The organism is Streptomyces sp. NBC_00704, assembly GCF_036226605.1.
Classification (GTDB): Bacteria; Actinomycetota; Actinomycetes; order Streptomycetales; family Streptomycetaceae; genus Streptomyces.
In genome coordinates, this window is record NZ_CP109000.1 from 135306 (window position 1) to 155155 (window position 19850).

The window sequence follows — 19850 nt, forward strand, 5'->3', positions numbered from 1 at the left end:
TCCACGGGCGGGCCCGCCCCGTTTCCCCGCCCTCCCCCCACCACCCCCATCCCCTCCTCCTCAGAAAGGGCCGATGATGACCGCCACAACCACGGCCTCTCCCAAGGGCCGGCGCCGAGACGGGCCGGGACGCCCCGCACGCCCCGCAGGCCGCGGGCGCGGCGGCGCGAGCCGGCGCCGGTCGGCAGGACCGCTGTTCGTCGCACCGTTCATGGTGCTGTTCCTGCTGCTCTTCCTCGCGCCGCTCGGTTACGCCGCCTACCTCAGCCTCTTCCAGGAGCGTCTGATCGGCGGCACGGCGTTCGTCGGCCTCGACAACTACACCCAGGCCCTCACCGATCCGCAGTTCCTCCACGGCGTCGGCCGCGTGGCCCTGTTCTTCGTGATCCAGGTGCCGCTGATGCTGCTGCTGGCGCTGCTGTTCGCGCTCGCCCTCGACAGCGGACTGCTGCGGCTCGCCGCGGTGATCCGGCTCGGCATCTTCGTGCCGTACGCCGTGCCGAGCGTGGTGGCCTCGCTCATGTGGGGCTATCTGTACGGCCCGGACTTCGGCCCGTTCGCCCAGATCGCCCGCAAAATGAGTCTGCCCGTCCCCGACTTCCTCAGCGACGGCTGGATGCTCGGCAGCCTGGCCAACATCGTGACCTGGGAGTTCGTCGGCTACAACATGATCATCCTGTACGCCGCGCTGCGCACGATCCCCACCGAGCTGTACGAGGCCGCGTCCATGGACGGCGCCGGCGCCTGGCGGACCGCCTGGTCGATCAAGATCCCCGCGCTGCGCCCGGCGCTCCTGCTCACCCTGCTGTTCTCCGTCATCGGCAGCTTCCAGCTGTTCAACGAGCCCAAACTGCTGATGAGCATCGCCCCGGACGTCATCTCGAGCTCCTACACCGCGAACCTCTACGCGTACACGCTCGCCTTCACCGGCCAGCAGGTCAACTACGCGGCGACGGTCTCCTTCCTCCTCGGCCTCGTCATCGTGATCGCCTCCTACGCCGTCCTGCTCACCGCGAACCGCAGGAGGACCCCGTGACCGCCCTCACGCCCCCGGCCACCGTCGCACCCACCGCCGAACGCGGCCCCGGCGCGGACCACGGCAAGCGACGCCGGTCGCCGGGCCGCCGCCGCAGCACCCCGCTGACCATCGCGATGCTGGCCGCCCTCGCCTACTTCCTCCTCCCGCTGCTCTGGCTGCTGATCGCCTCGACCAAGAGCACACAGGACCTGTTCAACAGCTTCGGCCTGTGGTTCTCGCACGCTCCGCAACTGCTGACGAACCTCGCCGACACCTTCACCCAGGACGACGGCGTCTTCGTGCGCTGGCTGCTCAACACGGTCGTGTACGCGGGCGTCAGCGCGGTCGGCGCCGCCCTCCTGGCCGCCGCCGGCGGCTACGGCTTCTCCAAGTTCCGCTTCCGCGGCGACCGCACCGCCTTCAACCTGGTGCTCGGCGCGGTCATGGTGCCGACCACGGCGCTCGCCATCCCGACCTACCTGCTGTTCGCGAAGGCGGGCCTGGTCAACACCCCGTGGGCGATCATCCTGCCCTCCCTCGTCAACCCCTTCGGCCTCTACCTGATGCGCGTCTACGCCGAGGACGCCGTCCCGGACAGCATCCTGGAGGCCGCCCGCATCGACGGCGCCGGCGAGGCCCGGATCTTCTTCCGCATCGTGCTCCGGCTGCTCGGCCCGGGCCTGGTGACCGTCCTGCTGTTCACGCTGGTGGCGACCTGGAACAACTACTTCCTTCCGCTGATCATGCTGAACGACCCGGATCTGTACCCGGTGACCGTGGGCCTCTCCTCGTGGGCCGCGCAGGCCCAGAACGGCGGTTCCGGCGCCAGCAGCGACATGCTCGCGCTCGTGGTGACCGGCTCGCTGATCTCGGTCGTCCCGCTCGTCGTGGCGTTCCTGCTGCTCCAGCGGTACTGGCAGAGCGGCCTCGCCTCCGGCGGCGTCAAGCAGTAACCCGCACCCTCACCCCACGCCCCACATCCCACGCCCCACACCCCACGCCACATCCCACTCCACGTGTTCCCGGAGGTTTGCTCCCATGGCGGCTCTGCCTGCCCGTGTCCTGTTCGGCGCCGCGTACTACCACGAGTACACGCCGGCCTACGATCCCGAACTCCGGCCGGACGAACGGCTGAAGACCGACCTGGACCTGATGGCCGAGGCGAAGTTCACCGTCATCCGGGTCGGCGAGTCGGTCTGGTCGACCTGGGAGCCGGAGAACGGCCGCTTCGACCTAGACTGGCTCCAGCCCGTCCTCGACGGCGCCCACGAACGCGGCATCTCCGTCATCCTCGGCACCCCGACGTACGCGGCTCCGCCCTGGCTGGCCCGGCAGTACCCGGAGATCACCGCCGAGCGTGCCACCGGCCGGCGGATGGGCTGGGGCGCGCGGCAGGAGATCGACTTCACCCACCCCGCGTTCCGGTTCCACGCCGAGCGGGTGATCCGGAAGATCGCGGCACGCTACGCCGGCCACCCGGCGGTCATCGGCTGGCAGGTCGACAACGAACCGGGCCTGCACCTCCTCCACAACCGCGGCGTCTTCCAGCGGTTCGTGGACCATCTGCGCGAGAAGTACGGCGACGTCGAGACCCTCAACCGCGAGTGGGGGCTGGTCTACTGGTCGCACCGGCTGTCCGACTGGTCCGAGCTGTGGACGCCCGACGGCAACGAGCAGCCCCAGTACGACGTCGCCTGGCGGGAGTTCCAGGCCCGTCAGGTCACCGAGTTCATCGGCCGGCAGGCGGACATCGTCCGCGAGTACGCGCGCGACGGGCAGTTCGTCACCACCTGCATCTCGTACACCCGCCAGGGGGTGGCCGACGACGAGCTGGCCGCCCCGCTCGACATCGCCTCCGGCAACCCGTACTACGACATGCAGGACGGTCTCCTGCTCCCCGACCCCACCCCCGACGCCCACGAGCAGAAGTGGAAGACCACCGGGGTGTGGTCGATGTACCAGACCGCCGACTGGATGTTCTCCTCCCGCCAGGAGCCCTTCCTCGTCACCGAGACCAACGCCCAGAGCATCGGCTTCCCGTGGGACAACCGGCCCGGCTACGACGGCCAGTGGCGTCAGGCCGCCTGGGCGCACGTGGCGCGCGGCGCGCGGATGATCGAGTACTGGCAGTGGCAGACCCTGCGCTTCGGCGCGGAGACCTACTGGGGCGGTGTCCTCCCGCACAGCGGACAGCCGGGCCGTACGTACGCCGAAGTGGCCCGCCTGGGCGCGGAGTTCGAGAAGGCGGGCGCCCTGGTCGCCGGTCTCGAACCGGATGCCGACATCACGATGGTGTACTCGACGCCGAGCAAGTGGCTGATGCAGAAGTACCCGCCGCTCGCGACCCCCCACGGCGAACCGGACGCCGCCGCCTACCACCGCCTCTTCGACCCCTTCTACCGCGGCGCCTTCGACGCGCGCCGCCAGGTGCGGATCGTCCATGCGCGGCAGCTCGGGGACATGACCCCCGAGGAGGCCGTGCGGCGCCACCCCGTCCTCGTCGCCCCGGCCCTGTACGTCGTCGACGACGTCACCCTCGACCGGCTGGCGGCCTACGCCCACGCGGGCGGCCATCTCGTCCTCGGACCCCGCACCGGTTACGCCGACCACGAGGCGCGGGCCCGGCTCACCCCGGCCCCCGGCCGGCTCGCCGACGCCGCGGGGGTCGCGTACGACGAGTTCAGCAACCTCCACCAGGAGGTCCCCGTGCACGGCGTGCCCGGCGGTCCGCTGCGGCTGCCGGCCACCGCCGCGGCGACCCACTGGATCGAGTGCCTGAACGTCGCCGACGCCGAGGTGCTCGCCGGGTACGACCACCCGCACTTCGGCCGCTGGCCGGCCGTCACCACGCGCCGGCACGGCGCGGGCCGGGTCACCACCGTCGGCACGGCGCCGGGCCGCGACCTGGCCCGGGCGCTCGCCGAGTGGCTGGCACCCGCCGCGTCCCACGGCTGGCAGGACCTTCCCGAGCCGGTCACCGCGACGACCGGCGCCTCTCCCGACGGCCGTCGGGTCCACATCGTTCACAACTGGAGCTGGGAGTCCGCACGCGTGCGCGTGCCGGCCGATCTCTCCGACGTTCTGGACGGCGCGTCCGTTCCCGCCGGTTCACCGCTGGACCTCGGTCCCTGGGACGTCCGCGTGCTGATCACCGCAACACCGTGATTTCCCTTTCCCCGAAGGAGGGGCAGTGAAGAGAAGTACCACAGCGAGGGCGCTGGGCAGTTCCCTCGCGGCAGCGGCCCTGCTGGCCGGTTCCATGGCCGGCGCGCAGGCGTACAACCCCACGGGCGGAACCGTCTACCGGCTGGGCGGTGAACCGTGCCTGAAGGGGCGCGGCAACTGCGCGGTCTATCCGAAGTCGGCCCAGCTCCCCAGCGGGCGGCTGGTCGCGGCGTTCGAGAAGTCGACGGTCGTCACGTCGTCGGGCAGCGCGGCCGGGCAGACCCTCCCCGTCCACAAGAGCGACGACGACGGGACGAGCTGGCAGCCGCTGTCGGAGGTCAAGGCGCCGGCCTACCTCTCCAAGGACCCCAGGTACGCCACGTACACGAGCAACTGGACCAACCCGTACCTGTACGTCCTGCCGCAGAAGGTCGGCGGCCTGAAGGCCGGCACGCTGCTGCTGGCGAGTGTCGTCTCCGGTGACGACGCCTACTACAAGGAGCACAAGGCCGCCGACCCGAACTGGACCCCGTCCAACGACGGGGACCGCAGCGATTTGGCCATCGCCCTGTACTCCAGCACGGACGACGGCCGGAGCTGGAAGGTCGTCAACGTCGTGGCGACCGGCGGCTGGCAGGGCGGCAGTGCGGGCGCGGTCGGGCAGAACATCGCCGCCGCCAACAAGAACCGTCAGGTGGACCCCCTCTGGGAGCCGTACCTGATGGTCTACAAGGGCAAGCTGGTCTGCTACTACTCCGACGAGAACGACTACGCCGGCTTCGACCCGGCCACCGGCGTGCCCAGGAAGGACCCCGCCAACGACACGGCCGCCGACTCGCACGGCCAGATCCTCGTGCACCGGACCTGGGACGGCAGGAGCGGCGGCTGGAGCGATCCCGTCGTCGACGTCTCCGGGTCCGTCCAGGACATGGGCGGCGGCAGGACCGAGATCGGCGGCGGCCGGCCGGGCATGACCAACGTCGTCCGCACGGCCGACGGCAGGTGGATGCTCACCTTCGAGTACTGGGGCGGCGGGGCCAACACCCGCTATGTCGTCGCCGACGACCCGCTGACGTTCTTCAAGGGCAGCCAGACGGGCATGTCGGTCGGATCGCTGCCGGTCGTCGCCGGGTCCCGTCCGCTCGCGGGCGGCGGCAGTCCGGTGCTGATCGCGCTGCCCGACGGGCGCCTGGTCTACAACGCGGCCAACAGCGGCAGCGTCTGGGTGAACGACAGCGGGCGCGGCGACGGTGTGTGGGCGGAGTACCAGACGACGTCCCCGGCCGGCTACAGCCGCAACCTCCAGTACGTCGACGGCACCGGCCGCGTCGCGATCCTCAACAACGAGGGCACGTCCACGATCGCCTTCGCGGAGGTCGACCTCGGCGACTCGGCCGGCGACTACTACCGGCTGGTCAACCGCAGGACCGGCCAGGTGATCGGCACCGGCAACAAGAGCAACGACGCCAACCTCGGCAACGGGAACACGCCGGACGTGGTCCTGGAGGACGCCGGTGCGGCGGCCGACCCCGACACCCAGCAGTGGCACGTGGTGACCGAGCCCGACGGGGGGACGACCCTGCTGAACAGGTCGGGCGGGCGCGCCGCCGCGATCTGGACGGGCGCCGCCACGGCCGGGCAGCGCATCGGCCAGTGGGTCGACGACAGCGCGACGGGCAGCTGGACCCTGATCAAGGGCTCCGACGGCTACTACAGGCTCCAGTCGGTCAAGAACACGGGCCTGTATCTGACCGGCGCGACCGCGGGGGCGCCGCTCACCTTGCAGAGCGCGGCCACGGACGGCTCGCAGGACTGGAAGCTCGTCCGGTAGCCCGTGCCCCCGGGGGGCCGGGGGCCGGGGGCGTCAGGGGTGTCCGCCGCAGCCGCAGCCCCGCAGGCTCGCCCCCGCCTCGGGCGGCGGGGTCTGTGCGGCTGCCGCTTCCACGGCCGCGAGCAGCAGGCGGCGTTCCCGGGGCGGGATCCACCTGCCGTCGACGACGATGCCGTGGATGCGGCGGGTGTTGCGGATGTCGTGCAGCGGGTCGGCGTCGAGGACGAGCAGATCGGCGGCGTGTCCGCGGGCCACGGTGCCGACGGCGGGCAGCCCGAGGGTGCGGGCCGCGTCCCGCGTGGCCGCGCGCAGGGCCTCGGCCGGGGTGAGGCCGGCCGCCACGAGCAGGGCCAGCTCGTCGTGGAGGGCGAAGCCCGGGACGAGGTAGCCCGTGCCGGTGTCGGTGCCCGTGGCCAGCCGCACACCGGCGCTGTGCAACTCGCCGACCAGCCGCAGCCGGTGGGCGAAGATCCGGCGGATCCGCTCTTCCTGCTCGGGGGTGCGTCCGCCGGTCAGGGCCGTGAGCTGGTCGGGCCAGCTCTCCACCTGCCAGGCGGGAAGGTACTTCCACTCCTCGGCCCGGGACGGCACGGCGTCGGGGAGTTCGAGTGTGCGGTGCACGCTGAGCGTGGGGACGACGGCGGTCCCGTGGGCGGCCAGACTCCGGAGCAGGGCGTCCGCACGGTCCCGGTCGTAGCCCTGCACCGCCCGCCATTCGAGGGGGTGCACCTGCTGGAACCAGCTGTGGTAGCGGGACAGGCTGCTCGGGTCGCGCGGGTCGATGCGCACGGCGGCCAGGCCGCGCCGTATCTCCTCCTCGTGGCGCGAGGTCGCCAGGAGCAGTGCGTGCAGGTGCTCGACGGTGCGGTGGCCGCAGGCGCTCGCCTCGGCGATCCGGACGGTGTCCGGGCAGTGCCCGAGGTGGGGGATGCCCTGGCGCCGGGCCTCGTCCGCGATGGCGAAGTAGGCCTCGCGGGACAGCCGGGAGTACACCTTGACGAAGTCCGCGCCCTCGCGCTTGACCCGCCGTACGGCGCGCCGGGCCTCGGCCGCGTCGCGTACCTCGACGGTGGGGCCCACGTCGGCCGCCCACAGGGAGGGCGCGCCGTCGACGATGGGGCTGCCGACCACCCAGCGGGGGCCGAGCAGTGCTCCCCTGCGGATCTTCTCGCGCCACTCGTGGTGGACCGGCTCGCCCCTCATCTCCCGGACCGTGGTGACGCCGGCGAGGGCGTACAGGGGCGGGACCACCGTCTCCGGGCCGTCGCTGTGGGTGTGCGCCTCGATCAGTCCCGGGATCAGGTACTTGCCGGTCAGGTCGACCGTGCGGGTGCCCGGGCGCAGCCGCGTGCGTGCGCTCGGGGCGACTGCGGTGATGCGGCCGCCCTCGACGACGACCGTCATGCCGGGGGCCGGGGGTGCTCCCGATCCGTCGATCACGGTGACGTGGGTGAACGCCAGCGGGCCGCTGCCGGCACTGTTCGCGGGCGTCGCCGCGGCCGCGTGCGCCGGGCCGGCGGGAGCCGTGCCCGTAAGCGCCGCGCCCGTCACGGCGGCGGCCCCGGTCAGGAACCCCCTGCGGACCATGCCGCGACGTGCCCCGCCTGGTGCTTCGGACATGCTGCTCCCCCTCCTGCTGCCGCGTCCGCCGGCGGTGCCCCGCCGGCCCTCACGACTCTGGCGCACGCGCCGGGAAAGGACAGTGCGGCCAGACGGTGTGCGTGGGGGTGGTGCTGGGACCACCGGGCCGCCGGCGCGCGCCTCCGCGTGGCCGGGGCAGCCGCGCAGGCGTACGGGCGCGGTGTCACGCCGTGCGGTGCGGACGACGGTGCCGTCGCCTCGTCGCGCCGTCGTCAGGAGCGCGCGAGGCGGGGGGCGAGGTAGGGCGCGGTGGCGCTGCGGCGGGCCTTCGCCACCTCGGCCGGCGGGCCCGTGGCGATCACCCGCCCGCCCGCGTCGCCGCCGCCGGGGCCGAGGTCGATGACCCAGTCGGCGGTGGCGATCGTGTCCAGGTCGTGCTCCACGAGGACGACGGTGTTGCCGGCGTCGACGAGCCGGTGCAGTTGTCGCAGCAGCAGCGCGATGTCCGCGGGGTGCAGTCCCGCCGTCGGCTCGTCGAGCAGGTAGAGGGCGTGCCCGCGGCGGGCCCGCTGCAGTTCGGTGGCCAGTTTGATGCGTTGCGCCTCCCCGCCGCTGAGTTCCGTCGCGGGCCGGCCCAGCCGCAGGTATCCCAGGCCCACCTCGCGCAGGGTCTCCAGGCTGCGGGAGGCGGCCGGGACGTCCGACAGGAACTCGGCGGCGGCGTCGACGGACAGCGCCAGCACGTCCGCGATGGTCTTGCCGCGGTGGGTGACCTCCAGCGTCTCGGCGTTGTACCGGGCGCCTTCGCAGGTCGGGCACGGCGCATACGTGCCGGGCAGGAACAGCAGTTCCACCGCGACGAATCCCTCGCCCTGGCAGGTCTCGCACCGCCCTTCGGGCACGTTGAAGGAGAACCGCCCGGCCGGGTAGCCGCGCTTGCGGGCTTCGTCCGTCGCCGCGTACAGCTTGCGGACCGCGTCGAACATGCCCGTGTACGTGGCCAGGTTGGACCGGGGGGTGCGGCCGATGGGCCGCTGGTCGACCCGGACCAGCCGGTCGAACGACTCGACCCCCGACGCGTCCCGGACGTCGACCTCCAGGTGCGCCTCGTCGGGCTCCTCGGGCACGAGCCCGAGGTGGCCGCGGACGACCTCGGCGAGCACCTGCGTCACCAGTGTCGACTTTCCGGAACCGGACACGCCCGTGACCGCCGTCAGCACGCACAGCGGCACGTCGACGGAGACGTCGTGCAGGTTGTGGCGGGTGACGCCGCGCAGGCGCAGCCAGCCGTGCGGTGTGCGCGGGCTGTGGTCGAGGGGCTGGGCGCGCCCGAACAGGTACCGGCTCGTGTCCGAGTCACCGACCCGTTCCAGTCCGGCGACCGGGCCGCTGTACAGCACGCGTCCGCCGCCCTCGCCCGCGCCGGGCCCGATGTCGACCACCCAGTCCGCCCGCCGGACGACGTCCATGTCGTGCTCGACGACGAACAGCGAGTTGCCGGCGGCCTTGAGCCGCTCCAGCACGTCCAGCAGCGGCTTCGCGTCGGCCGGGTGCAGGCCGGCGGAGGGTTCGTCGAGGACGTAGACGACGCCGAACAGTCCCGAGCGCAGCTGGGTGGCGATCCTGAGGCGTTGCGCCTCGCCGGGCGACAGGGTCGTCGAGCGGCGTCCGAGGCTGAGATATCCGAGGCCCAGGTCGAGCAGGACGTCGATCCGGGCGACCAGGTCGGCGCAGATCCGGACGGCGACCTCGGTCGTCTCCCCGGAGCGGGCGCTCGATGTGGCGGCGTCGGCCTCGGGCCGCCCCGCGACGGGCCGCAGGAGTGCCACGACGTCGGTGAGCGGCATCGCGTTGACCTCGGCGATGGAGCGTTCCGCGAAGGTCACGGCGAGCGCCTCGGGCCGCAGTCCGCTGCCGTGGCACTCGGGGCAGGGCACGCTCCTGACGAACCGGAGCGCCCGTTCGCGCATCCTCTCGCTCTTGGAGTCGGCGAGCACGTGCATGACGTGTTTGCGGGCGCTCCAGAACGTGCCCTGGTAGCCGTAGTCGACGCGGTCCTCCTCCGGCTCGATGTACACGGAGGGCTGCTCGTCGGTGTACAGCAGCCAGTCCCGGTCCTTCTTCCTCAGCCTGCGCCACGGTCGGTCGATGTCGATCCCCAGGCCGTTCACGACGCTGCGCAGGTTGGCGCCCTGCCAGGCGCCCGGCCAGGCGGCGATCGCTCCCTCGCGGATGCTCAGCGAGGGGTCCGGGACGAGCAGGTCCTCGGCGACGTCGTGCACGGCGCCCAGTCCGTGACACCCGGGGCAGGCGCCGGCCGCGGTGTTGGGCGAGAACGACTCGGCCTCCAGCCGTGCGGCCCGCGGCGGGTACGTGCCGGCGCGGGAGTACAGCATGCGCAGCAGATTGGACAGTGTGGTGAGGGTGCCGACCGTCGAGCGCGTGCTGGGCGACCCGCGTCGCTGCTGCAGGGCCACGGCGGGCGGCAGTCCGGTGATCTCCCGCACGTGCGGTGCGCCGACCTGTTGCAGCAGCCTGCGGGCGTACGGGGCCACGGACTCGAAGTAGCGGCGCTGGGCCTCCGCGTACAGCGTGCCGAACGCGAGCGAGGACTTGCCCGAACCGGAGACGCCGGTGAAGGCGACCATCGCGTCACGCGGAACGTCGACGTCGACGTTGCGCAGGTTGTTCTCGCCCGCGCCCCGGACATGCACGAAGGAGTCGCTCGCATCCTTGTTCACCGTTCCTGGGTACCCGATCGCGACGGAATCCGCGCGACAGGCGGGTCCCGTCCCGCCCACTGCGCGAACGCACACGGGTGCGGGCCCGGACCCGCGTCGCGGCCACGGGCGGGCCGGCGGGCGGCGCGGGGGCGGTCGAGCTGCCTGCGGACGCTGTGCCGTCCGGGCGCCGCCCCGGCGACCTGTCCCGCACCGGGCGGACCCCTGCCGTGGCCGGGAAGGACCCGGTCAGACGCGGTCCAGGGGGCGGTGCGGACCCTCGGGAAGTTCCGTTGCGATGGTGTCACCGGGGCGCACCACGCCGCCTTCCCTCACGACGCTCATGATTCCGGCCTTGCGCACGACGTTGCCGGCCTCGTCCCGGCCGACGACCTGGTTCAGCAATCCGTCCCGGAAGGTGTCGATCTGCAGGCAGGGGTTGCGCAGGCCGGTGACTTCCAGGACGGCGGAGTCGCCGATGCGCAGCAGTGTGCCGACCGGCAGGCCGAGCAGATCGATGCCGCGCGTGGTGATGTTCTCCCCGAGTTCGCCGGGCGCCACGGTGAACCCTTCCTCGCCGACCTCGGCGAAGAGTTCCTCGTGAATGACGTGGACCTGGCGCAGGTTCGGCTGGGTCGGGTCCTGCGCCACGCGCGAGCGGTGCTTGACCGTCACACCGGCGTGCACGTCCCCCTCCACGCCGAGGCCGGCGAGCAGTCTGACGCTGTCCCGGTTCGGCTTGGTGAACGAGTACTCCCGGTTGCTGCTGACCGCCGTCACCGTCCCGCTCATACGTCGGACACCCTCTTCCCTGACCATGACGCTTTCCTGATCATGACAACCACGACCGTACCCCGCTGACCGAAAAACCGTGAGGCTCTTGAAGCACCGCGGAAGCCGCCTGCGTCACAGCGGCGGCCGGAAAAAAGGGGTCACGCTGTGACGGCACACCGTCCCTCCGGCGAGCCGTCTACCCTTCAGCCGTGACCTGGGACGAAGCCGAGTATGTCGACTATCTGCAATCCGAACGGCGTGCCTACGCGTGGGTGATGGAGCATCACGGCGGGCTGAGCCCGCAGGAGGCGAGCGAGGCTGCTCTGGAGCACTACCCGTACGAACCGGCCGAGACGTCGTTTCGCGGGCTGGTCTTCCACGACGAGGCATGGCACTGGGCGATGCTGTCGATCCACGGCGCTCAGTACACCGTCGACCGTCCCGAACTGGCGCATCCGTCCCCCGGCTACCTCGCGCTCGACGACTGACCGGCCCTGACGCGGGGTCCGGCGCGCGTGGCGGAGGCCGGCGGGCCCCGGCACGGTCCCGCGCACCGGCCGCTGAACGCCGCCCTGGGCAAGGCCACTTGAACGGGAATAACGCAACTTCGACACCGTCCGCACGACCAGCTACCTTCACCTGGTCCTCGCCCATCGCCCACGACCGCGGCCGAGTTGCTCCAGCCTGCGCCACACCGAAGTGACGCGCCCGTCACGCCCACCGCCCCTCGCGCGCCGCGCTGTCACCGTCCCCCGCCCCGGCGCGCCGCCACCGCACCGGTTCCGCGCCGGGCGCCCCGACCAGGAAGAGACTCATGCCCCGTCTTGCGCTGTACACCTTCGGCGTCCTGAAGGCACCGCTCGCCGATCCCTCCCCCCTCACGCACGAGTTCTACGAGGTGGGCGCGGCCGTCTACGAGCAGATCGCCCGGCATCCCGGATACCTCGCTCACGCCGAAGCGGCGGAGGGCGACCGGGGCACGCTCTTCGACGCGGACTGGGGCGCATGGGGAGAGTTCGCCGTACCCGCCTGGTACGACAAGGGGCGCACCGCGCAAACCACCGCCCTGGCCGCCACCCTCTCCCTGTGGACCGACGTGCGACCCGCCTTCGACGCCCTCTACAGCGGCCCGCACCGTGAGGCGCTGAACAGGCGGCACGACTGGTTCGAGAGAACAGGGCGCCCTGCTTACGTGTTCTGGTGGGTCACCGACGGCGTGACGCCCACCTGGCGGGACGCGGTCGCCCGGCTGGAGCATCTCCACCGGCACGGCTCCGCACCGGACGCCTTCACCTTCCGCCACTCGTTCGCCCCGGACGGAACTCCGACCAGGATCAAGGACACCGGCGACCGGCCGCCGACGTCGGAGACCGGGGGCGGACGCCTGCCCGCCTGAGATCACCTCGCTCGGGCAGCAGGGCGGCGCCGTCCGGTGCCCCGGGGCCGATCGGAGCCAAGGGGACGTGTGTCAGACGCCGTTCAGTACGCGGTCGAGCGCGGCCCGGCCTACGGGTCCCCAGTTCGGCTTGCCGCCCGGAAGGCCTCGGTCTCCGTTCTGGCCCATGAGCATCAGGAAGAGGCTCTTCATCGCGGCCAGCCCGCGGGCGCGGCGGATCGTCGCGTCGTCTGCCCGCTCGTACCGGTCGAAGAACCGTGACGCCGTCCCCGGAGGCAGCAGCAGCCAGGCAGCGGCGAGGTCCCACGCCGGATCGCCGGCGAACAGGGCGCCGAAGTCGACGATTCCCGAAAGCGTTCCGTCCGTGACGACGACGTTCGCGGGATGGAGATCGCCATGCACCCAGACGGGCGGGCCCTCCCACTCGCCGGCCGCGACGGCGTCGTCCCAGACGGCCCGGACGTCGGCGGCGACGTCTTCGGGGGCGACGGCCCGGAGGAACGTCTCGAAGCCGTCCGTGCAGTCCTTGGGACGGCCACCGCGGTCCGTAGCCGTCGGCGCCTCGGCGGGCGCCTCCTCGTGCAGGGCCCGGAGGAAGCCCGCCAGCGCGTCGGCCGCGTGGTCGCCGCGGCTGATCGACGCGTGATCGAGCGGCTCACCGTGAACCCACGTCATCACGGTCCAGTGCTTGGGGAAGCGCTCGGACGGTTCCCCGCACCGCACCGGCAGCGGCACCGGGAGCGGAAGACGCGGAGCCAGCACGGGCAGCCACCGCCGTTCCTTGAGCTGGAGTTCCGGGGTGGGGTCCATGCGCTGCATGCGTACGGCCAACTCGTCCCCGAGACGCCACATCTGGTTGCCCCAGCCGCCCGCCACCTCACGGACGGGCGCCCCCGCAAGATCTGGATGCTGCTCACGGAGCAAACTGCGGACCAGGTCTGCGGTGATCACGATCTCGGCGTCGGTCATGCGACGTGACCCTACTCGTGGCCCCGACGGGGGCGGGCCGTGCGGCTTCGCTCTCCGGGACGTCTCCTGCGATGACGCCGACGTCACCGGCCCGGTCGCGGCGAGGCGACCGTGCCGGCCCGGTCGAGACCGTCGAGGAACCGGCGTTGGTCGTCAAGGAATCCGTCCGCGAAGAGCGAGCGCGGGGCGAAGAGCGCGGTGAGCGTGATCTTCAGGTCCGACCGCTCGACGGACTGCTTGAGCAGCGAGTGCGTCGCCTCCGGGTAGTGCCTGACTCTCAGTTCGCCGCCTGCGTCCAGCACGCTGCGGTAGGTGCGTTCCGTGTCGGCGGTGTCCACGTTGACGTCATGGCCCGCGAGGGCCAGGAGCACCGGCACGCCGCGCAGCGCGCGCAGGTCTCGCGTGGCGTCCGCGGTGTAGTTCCTGGAGATGAAGCCCCAGCGGTCGGCGGTCATTCCGTCCGTGTCGCCGCGCACGGCCTTGACGTACTCCTCGAACGTCGCGTGACGGTCCAGGAGTTGGCGGGTGGTGTCGCTCTTGGCCACCTCGGCCTTGATGCGGGCCGCCGACGCCCCCTCGGCGCGCAGTTCGGCGAGGAGGTTGTAGCGGCCCTGCCGGAGCCAGTTGACCGCGGGTGAGACCGCGACGACGAAGCTCACCGGCGTCCTGGCGGCGATCTTCGGCAGGACCCAGCCCGCTTGGCTGGCGCCCCAGAGTCCGATCCGGTCGCCGTCGATGTCCGGGCGGGTGCGCGCCCAGGCGATGGCGGCGGCCGCCTCGTCGGCCCGGTCGTCCATGGACTGGTCGAGCCAGTCGCCGGGTGCGCCCGCGACGCCGGGCTTGTCCCAGGACAAGGAGGCGTATCCGGCCTCGGCGTTCGCCTCCCACAGGGGTTTGTAGCCGTCGTCGTGGGTGGCGTCGACGGGGCCGTCGCCATGGACGTACACGATCAGGCCGTGGCGATCACGCCCGTCCCGGGGAGTGGCCAGTACCCCGTTGAGGGTGTGGCCGCCGTGGCGGATCGTGACTCGCTGCTCGTTCATGTCGTAGGAGTTCTGCCACAGCACCACCCCTACCAGCCCGGCGGCCACGACCAGGACGGTGACGAGTGACCACACGACGACGCCGAGCCCGCGCCTTCGGAACCGGTTCTTGGGACACATGGGATCTGAACGCCTCTGTTCGGGTGTCTGCGGGACTGCGGGTGTCGGGTGTCGGGTGTCGGCTGTCTGCGGGACTGCGGTGCCGTGAACCCGGTGGTTGCGGGATCGCGGATCCGGTGGTCACGGAGCTTGAAAACTATCATTACAGCAACGGCCGTCGAGATGATGATAGTTTTCAGGTCGAGGCTGTTGAGGCAACAGCGACGGCGACAGAGACAGCGACGAGGGGGCACGGATGGGGCTGGGGCTGGACATGACGGGTACCGGCGCGGGACGGGTGGTGGTCCGGCGGGGCGTCCCGGCCGGCGCCGAGCGGCAGGCGGCCGAGCTGTACTGGGCCGCCTTCGGCCGCAAACTGGGCCCCGCCCTGAACCCGCCGGACAAGGCGGTGCCCTTCATCGCCGCCCACCTGAACGCCGACCGAGCGGTGTGCGCACTCCTCGACGGGCGGCTGGTCGGGCTCGCCGGCTATCAGCTCGGCGGCCGGGGCCTCACGGGCGGTACGGCCTCTGCCGTGCTGCGCGCGTACGGACGCCTGCGGGGACTGCACCGGCTCCTGCTCCTCGCCCTGTTCGAACGCCGCCCCGCTCCCGGGCAGCTCGTCATGGACGGCATCGCCGTGCACGCGGACCTGCGCGGCCGCGGCGTCGGGAGCCTGCTCCTCGATGAGGTGGCCGCCGTCGCGGCGGAGCAGGACTGCCGGGAGATCAGACTGGACGTGATCGACGCCAATCCGCGCGCCAGGGCCCTCTACGAGCGACGCGGATTCGCCGCCGTGCGCACCGAGCACACTCCCTACCTGCGCGGACTGATGGGATTCGGTGCCGTGACCACCATGCGCCGCCCCGTCGGGGCGAAAGGCACGGGAGCACGGTGAGCGCCGCGACGGAGCCCGTCGAGGTCCCCACCCGCATGCTCGTCCACGCACTGATCCGCGAGGACGGCACGGTCGGCGCCGACGAGCTGTACGCCGTCGCGGGATCCCTGGGCATGAGCGACCAGCAGGTGCGGCTGTGCGTCAAACGCCTCGTCGCCGAAGGCCGGTTCACCCATGAAGGCCGCGGCCGCAAAGCACTGCTGCACGCCACCGAGGAGACCGCGCACGCCTTGGCCGCCCATCCGGAATTCCTGCGGCACGCGTTCCGCCAGGACGCCGGACTCGCCCCCTGGGACGGCGTCTGGCACCTGGCGGCCTTCGCGGTGCCCGAGTCCGCGCGCACCGCTCGCGACGCGTTGCGCGAGACGCTCGTCCACCTCGGCGGCGCCCCGCTCCAGGGCGGGCTGTACGTCTGCGCCAACGCATGGGAGCCGCATGTCGAGGACGCCGCCCACCGCGTCGGCGCCCACGGCGTGCTCACCCTCCTCACCACGACGGACCTGCGCCGGGGCGACGTCCGAGAACCCGCGGAACTCGCCCGCGACCTGTGGCCCCTGGAGGAGACGGCCGACCGCTACCACCGGCTCGGCCGCGTCGCCCGGACCCGGCTCGACCGGCTCACGGGTCCGGCCGAGCTGTCCCCGGCCGCGCTCCTCACCATCGCGGTCGAGCTGGCCGCCGAGCTCACCCGGGCCATGACGCCCGACCCGCTGCTGCCGCCCGAGCTTCTGCCCCAGCCCTGGCCCGGTGCCGAGGCCCGGGAACTCGTCGCCCGGTGCTGGGCGGCCCTGCACGAACGCGACCCCGGCGAAGCCGGCCCGACCCTCTTCCGGGCCTACACCGACATCGCCCGCGAAGCGGCGCACCGGTGGGGTCCGGAAAGACGACCGGCAGGCCAGTAGCCCTCTGACGCCGTCGCGTGTCCGCGTAGCCGCATGGGTCACGTAGTCGCGGCGGGAAAGCGGGCGTTCACCGCACGCCTGGGGACGGGCGAGAGGGACGGGGAGGGCGGTGGTGGTGGAGGACCAGCAGCGCCAGGGCGCCGGTCGCCGCGGACCAGGTGAGGGAGAGCAGTCCCGGGGACCAGGGCGTCTGGGGGGTGAGGGCCGAGCCCAGGGCGAGCTGGTTCACCCCGTAGAGAGGAAGCGCGCAGACGCCTGCCACGTCCATGAGCGTGTTGAAGACGGGATTCTGCAGCCCGGTGTCGACCAGGCTGAGCATGATGATGAGGAAGAAGCCTTCCAGCTCACCGCGGACGAGGGAGCCGAGCAGGAGCCCGATGCCGCCGTAGACGAGGCCGGCGCCGGCGAGGGCCAGCCCCAGGGGGCCTGCGTGGCGCACGGGCAGGGAGATCCACAGCAGGACCGTGGTGTAGAGGGCCAGCGCGGCGGCGGTGAGAGCGATGGCGGCGAGTTTGGCCAGCAGCATCGGCAGCCGGGGGTAGCCGGCCAGCAGCAGACGGCGGTCCAGCCGCCGGGACTGGAAGGTCTCGGTGAAGGCGATGAAGCCGCAGACCATGGTGACGGCGCCCAGCGCGCTCGCCACCTGGCCCAACTGGCTGGCCGGCGCCGAGACGGGGGCGCTGAGGGCGTCCAGCCGGACGCTCACCACGCGGTCGGACGTGCACAGGCGTGCCACGGCGATCCAGAGGGGGATGAACGCGACCGCCAGTACCAGGGCCAGCCGGTTGCGCAGATGACCCAGCAGCGTGCAGCGCAGGAGTTCGGTGAAGGCCGTCCGGGTGAGTCTCAACGGCCCGGCTCCTCGAAGTGCAGACGGCCCTCGCGCAGGTGGGCGATCGCGTCGAAGTGGTGCCGGTCGTGCAGCAGATGAGAGACGACGATGATCGACCGGCCCTGATCTCGCAGGCCGACGGCCAGGTTCCAGAACCGCTGGTGGGTGTCCCAGTCGAAACCCTGGTAGGGCTCGTCCAGGACCAGCAGCTGCGGATCGTGCATGAGGGCGATCAGCAGGTTCAGCTTCTGCCGCGTCCCGCCGCTGAGTTCGCCGGCCCGCTGCCGTCCGCAGCCGGTCAGCGCGAGCAGCTCCATCAGCTCGCGGGCCCGTTCCAGAGTCGGCAGGCGGTAGGCCATCTGAAACACCCGCAGATGCTGTCCGACGGTGAACGCGTCGTTCAGCACCGCCTGTTGCGGGCAGTACCCCACCGCTCCGGCCCGTGTCACCGTTCCGCGGTCGGGCGCGAGGTGTCCCACGGCGATCTTCAGCAGCGTGCTCTTCCCCGCGCCGTTCTCGCCGACGACCCCCACCAGCGTCCCGGCGGACACGTCGAGATCCACGTCGTGCAGGACCGGCCGCCCGCCGTACGCCTTGCGGACTCCGCTCATCCGCAACCGCGGACCCGGCTTCGGCCCCGTCTCCGGCCCTGGCCCTGGCCCTGGCCCTGGTCCTGGCCCTGGCCCTGGCCCTGGTCCTGGTCCTGGGCGGTCGCGTGTCGTCACTTCTTGCACATGAGCCCCTCGAACGATCGAACGTTGCGGCGAGCGGACATGGGGAAAAGCCCTACCGCAAGGGCCGGGCCGGGCAGGCCCGTGCCGACCGGCGTGAACCTGCCTCGACCGGCCGCCCGCGCCCGGCCCGGACGTCCGGGCGGTCCGGGCGGTCCGGAGGGTCGGAGGGGCCCGCCCCTGGGGGGCGATCTCCCGCGCAACGTCTGCTGCCCGGTGCCCAACGAGTCCGTGTCGCGCGTGTAACGGCGGTCGTCCGCCTGCCGGACGCGCCGGTGGGCCGTGACGTGCGCGGCGGTCCGCCGTTGAAGGAGGCGATGCCCTCGACACCACAGCGAGACTCCAGCGCTCCCACGATCGTGATCGGAGCCGGCCCGCACGGCCTGGCGGCCGCCGCACTGCTGACCCGTTCCGGAGAGCCGACCGTGATCCTGGAACGGTCGGACCGCGTGGGAGCGAGCTGGGCGGGGCGCTATGACCATCTGCGCCTGCACACCACTCCCGGCACGTCGAAGCTCCCCGGCCTCTCGGTGCCGCGCCAGGCGGGCCCGTGGGTGAGCCGGGACGACTACGTGCGCTACCTGGAGCGCTACGCCGCCCATCACCGACTCGACGTCCGGACGGCCACACCGGTGCGGAGCGTCGAACGGGGCGGGCCGGGCTCGGGGGCACGATGGCTGCTCCGCACCCCCGACGGCCCGGTGCCTGCTGGTGCGGTCGTGGTGGCCACCGGCCGCTGCCACACCCCGAACCTCCCCCACTGGCCGGGGCGTTCGACGTTCACCGGTACTCTGCTGCACTCGGCCCACTACCGCTCTGCGGCTCCCTACCGCGGGCGGGACGTCCTGGTGGTCGGCACCGGCAACAGCGGCACGGAGATCGCGAGCGTCCTTGCCGGGGCCGGAGCCGCGCGGGTACGGATCGCGGTCCGTACCCCGCCCAACATCCTGCCCCGCTCCAGCGCCCGATGGGCCGCGGTCGGCAGACTGACGGACGCTCTCCCCCTCGCATGGCGCGACCGCACCTCCCTGCTCACGCAGCGCCTCGCGGTGCCCGACCTGACCTCCCGTGGACTGCCCCGCCCCCGCACCGGCCTGTACACGCGCAACGCCCGCGAAGGGGTCAACCCGGTGCTCGACCACGGCTTCGTGGACGCCGTCCGGTCCGGCCGGGTCGAGCCGGTAGCGGCCGTCGAGGCGTTCGACGGCCCCGACGTCGTCCTGGCCGACGGCACCCGGCTGCGCCCCGACACGGTCATCGCCGCCACCGGGTACCGGTCCGACCTGCGCGACCTGGTCGGCTCCCTGGGCGTGCTCGACGAGGCCGGGCAGCCCCCCGCCGTGGGGGAGCAGAGGCATTCCGCGGCCTCGCGCCTCTACTTCACCGGATACACCAATCCCCTCACGGGAGTCCTCCGCCAGGCGGGGATCGAGGCGCGCGCCATCGCCCGCGCGTTGCGAAATGAGAAGTCCCGGGCGGCCTCTCGCGACCCCCTGCCCGGCGACCGAACCCCCGGCGCGCTCGGCCGGGGTCCCGCCAGGAGCTGACGGAGCTTCGGAGGCCGGAGCGCGGGTCTGTCCAGTGAATGGACACGGAGCCGTCGCGGATTCGATTACGAGTCGCCTTGTCCATCGCATGCGATGCAAGGGCCACGTACTGCCGTCGCCGCAGGCCACCTTGCGCTCCCTCGCGCCCTCCATCCGTCCCCCGAGGACGGTTTCGCGTCGGCCCCAGGCCCCAAGATTGGGCAAACGTTCGAGAAAGTTGTTGACCACGCTATGTAGCTGCGTACAGGATACGCGGTAGTCACGCGGTAGATCCACTGGCAAATCCCGCGGTATCTGGGAAAACGTGAGCGGCAGGCCGAGTGTGCGCCGGACCCCCTTCGTCA

16 protein-coding genes are annotated in these 19850 nt (G+C 72.2%); 9 read left to right on the forward strand and 7 right to left on the reverse strand.

Annotated elements, in window-relative coordinates:
* Positions 1-211: 211 nt before the first annotated feature.
* The 4 genes from OG802_RS00710 to OG802_RS00725 all read left to right on the forward strand — a co-directional run bounded on the left by OG802_RS00710 (position 212) and on the right by OG802_RS00725 (position 6014).
* Positions 212-1036: a carbohydrate ABC transporter permease gene (locus OG802_RS00710; protein WP_329406086.1), complete on the forward strand. Its 825-nt coding sequence runs from the start codon at positions 212-214 to the stop codon at positions 1034-1036.
* Positions 1033-1971, forward strand: coding sequence for a carbohydrate ABC transporter permease (locus tag OG802_RS00715; RefSeq protein ID WP_329406087.1), 939 nt, complete (start codon positions 1033-1035; stop codon positions 1969-1971). The genes OG802_RS00710 and OG802_RS00715 overlap by 4 nt, the downstream gene beginning before the upstream one ends.
* A gap of 85 nt (positions 1972-2056) precedes the next feature.
* The gene (locus tag OG802_RS00720) at positions 2057-4183 is read left to right on the forward strand and encodes a beta-galactosidase (RefSeq protein ID WP_329406089.1); all 2127 of its coding nucleotides are present in this window, start codon (positions 2057-2059) and stop codon (positions 4181-4183) included.
* A gap of 94 nt (positions 4184-4277) precedes the next feature.
* Positions 4278-6014, forward strand: a complete 1737-nt coding sequence (locus tag OG802_RS00725; protein ID WP_329416873.1) for an RICIN domain-containing protein — start codon at positions 4278-4280, stop codon at positions 6012-6014.
* A gap of 33 nt (positions 6015-6047) precedes the next feature.
* On the opposite strand, the gene OG802_RS00730 is transcribed toward OG802_RS00725, so the two are convergent.
* The 3 genes from OG802_RS00730 to OG802_RS00740 all read right to left on the reverse strand — a co-directional run bounded on the left by OG802_RS00730 (position 6048) and on the right by OG802_RS00740 (position 11107).
* Positions 6048-7634 carry an amidohydrolase family protein gene (locus OG802_RS00730; protein WP_329406091.1) on the reverse strand — a complete coding sequence of 529 codons (1587 nt, stop codon included), beginning with the start codon at positions 7632-7634 and terminating at the stop codon, positions 6048-6050.
* A 233-nt stretch (positions 7635-7867) separates the two neighbouring features.
* The gene (uvrA, locus tag OG802_RS00735; protein ID WP_329406092.1) at positions 7868-10336 is read right to left on the reverse strand and encodes an excinuclease ABC subunit UvrA; all 2469 of its coding nucleotides are present in this window, start codon (positions 10334-10336) and stop codon (positions 7868-7870) included.
* A 228-nt stretch (positions 10337-10564) separates the two neighbouring features.
* Positions 10565-11107 (reverse strand): MOSC domain-containing protein, encoded by a 543-nt coding sequence (locus OG802_RS00740; RefSeq protein WP_329406094.1) that lies wholly within the window; start codon positions 11105-11107, stop codon positions 10565-10567.
* 191 nt (positions 11108-11298) lie between these two features.
* Here OG802_RS00740 and OG802_RS00745 point away from each other — a divergent pair, with 191 nt between their 5' ends.
* Both OG802_RS00745 and OG802_RS00750 read left to right on the forward strand, forming a co-directional pair.
* Positions 11299-11577, forward strand: a complete 279-nt coding sequence (locus OG802_RS00745) for a hypothetical protein (RefSeq protein WP_329406095.1) — start codon at positions 11299-11301, stop codon at positions 11575-11577.
* Positions 11578-11903: 326 nt separating this feature from the next.
* On the forward strand, positions 11904-12485 hold the full coding sequence (locus OG802_RS00750) for a DUF3291 domain-containing protein (RefSeq protein WP_329406097.1): 582 nt from the start codon (positions 11904-11906) through the stop codon (positions 12483-12485).
* Positions 12486-12557: 72 nt separating this feature from the next.
* On the opposite strand, the gene OG802_RS00755 is transcribed toward OG802_RS00750, so the two are convergent.
* Positions 12558-13454 (reverse strand): aminoglycoside phosphotransferase family protein, encoded by an 897-nt coding sequence (locus OG802_RS00755; protein WP_329406099.1) that lies wholly within the window; start codon positions 13452-13454, stop codon positions 12558-12560.
* An 83-nt stretch (positions 13455-13537) separates the two neighbouring features.
* Positions 13538-14617, reverse strand: a complete 1080-nt coding sequence (locus OG802_RS00760) for an alpha/beta hydrolase family protein (protein ID WP_329406101.1) — start codon at positions 14615-14617, stop codon at positions 13538-13540.
* Between the two features lie 235 nt (positions 14618-14852).
* Here OG802_RS00760 and OG802_RS00765 point away from each other — a divergent pair, with 235 nt between their 5' ends.
* Together OG802_RS00765 and OG802_RS00770 are read left to right on the forward strand one after the other, a co-directional pair.
* Positions 14853-15494, forward strand: coding sequence for a GNAT family N-acetyltransferase (locus OG802_RS00765; protein ID WP_329406103.1), 642 nt, complete (start codon positions 14853-14855; stop codon positions 15492-15494).
* Positions 15495-15529: 35 nt separating this feature from the next.
* Entirely contained in the window at positions 15530-16396 is an 867-nt protein-coding gene (locus tag OG802_RS00770; RefSeq protein WP_329416875.1) for a PaaX family transcriptional regulator C-terminal domain-containing protein, read from the forward strand.
* A gap of 67 nt (positions 16397-16463) precedes the next feature.
* Here the strand turns inward: OG802_RS00770 and OG802_RS00775 are convergent, their stop codons facing one another.
* A complete protein-coding gene (locus tag OG802_RS00775) occupies positions 16464-17246 on the reverse strand; it encodes a hypothetical protein (protein ID WP_329406104.1) in 783 nt (260 codons plus the stop codon).
* A complete protein-coding gene (locus OG802_RS00780) occupies positions 17243-17839 on the reverse strand; it encodes an ABC transporter ATP-binding protein (RefSeq protein WP_329406105.1) in 597 nt (198 codons plus the stop codon). Before OG802_RS00780 ends, OG802_RS00775 begins: the two co-directional genes overlap by 4 nt.
* Positions 17840-18276: 437 nt before the next feature.
* On the opposite strand from OG802_RS00780, the gene OG802_RS00785 reads away from it, so the two are divergent.
* Positions 18277-19506, forward strand: a complete 1230-nt coding sequence (locus OG802_RS00785; protein WP_329406107.1) for a flavin-containing monooxygenase — start codon at positions 18277-18279, stop codon at positions 19504-19506.
* The last annotated feature ends 344 nt before the right edge of the window (positions 19507-19850 follow it).

What these genes read in the sequence shown, in the direction of transcription:
- OG802_RS00710 (WP_329406086.1), top strand. Translation starts at nt 212, where the DNA reads ATGGTGCTGTTCCTGCTGCTCTTCCTCGCGCCGCTCGGTTACGCCGCC.
- OG802_RS00720 (WP_329406089.1), top strand. Translation starts at nt 2,057, where the DNA reads ATGGCGGCTCTGCCTGCCCGTGTCCTGTTCGGCGCCGCGTACTACCAC.
- OG802_RS00725 (WP_329416873.1), top strand. Translation starts at nt 4,278, where the DNA reads ATGGCCGGCGCGCAGGCGTACAACCCCACGGGCGGAACCGTCTACCGG.
- OG802_RS00730 (WP_329406091.1), bottom strand. Translation starts at nt 7,634, where the DNA reads ATGTCCGAAGCACCAGGCGGGGCACGTCGCGGCATGGTCCGCAGGGGG.
- OG802_RS00740 (WP_329406094.1), bottom strand. Translation starts at nt 11,107, where the DNA reads ATGAGCGGGACGGTGACGGCGGTCAGCAGCAACCGGGAGTACTCGTTC.
- OG802_RS00750 (WP_329406097.1), top strand. Translation starts at nt 11,904, where the DNA reads ATGCCCCGTCTTGCGCTGTACACCTTCGGCGTCCTGAAGGCACCGCTC.
- OG802_RS00755 (WP_329406099.1), bottom strand. Translation starts at nt 13,454, where the DNA reads ATGACCGACGCCGAGATCGTGATCACCGCAGACCTGGTCCGCAGTTTG.
- OG802_RS00760 (WP_329406101.1), bottom strand. Translation starts at nt 14,617, where the DNA reads ATGTGTCCCAAGAACCGGTTCCGAAGGCGCGGGCTCGGCGTCGTCGTG.
- OG802_RS00765 (WP_329406103.1), top strand. Translation starts at nt 14,853, where the DNA reads ATGGGGCTGGGGCTGGACATGACGGGTACCGGCGCGGGACGGGTGGTG.
- OG802_RS00770 (WP_329416875.1), top strand. Translation starts at nt 15,530, where the DNA reads ATGCTCGTCCACGCACTGATCCGCGAGGACGGCACGGTCGGCGCCGAC.
- OG802_RS00780 (WP_329406105.1), bottom strand. Translation starts at nt 17,839, where the DNA reads ATGAGCGGAGTCCGCAAGGCGTACGGCGGGCGGCCGGTCCTGCACGAC.
- OG802_RS00785 (WP_329406107.1), top strand. Translation starts at nt 18,277, where the DNA reads ATGCCCTCGACACCACAGCGAGACTCCAGCGCTCCCACGATCGTGATC.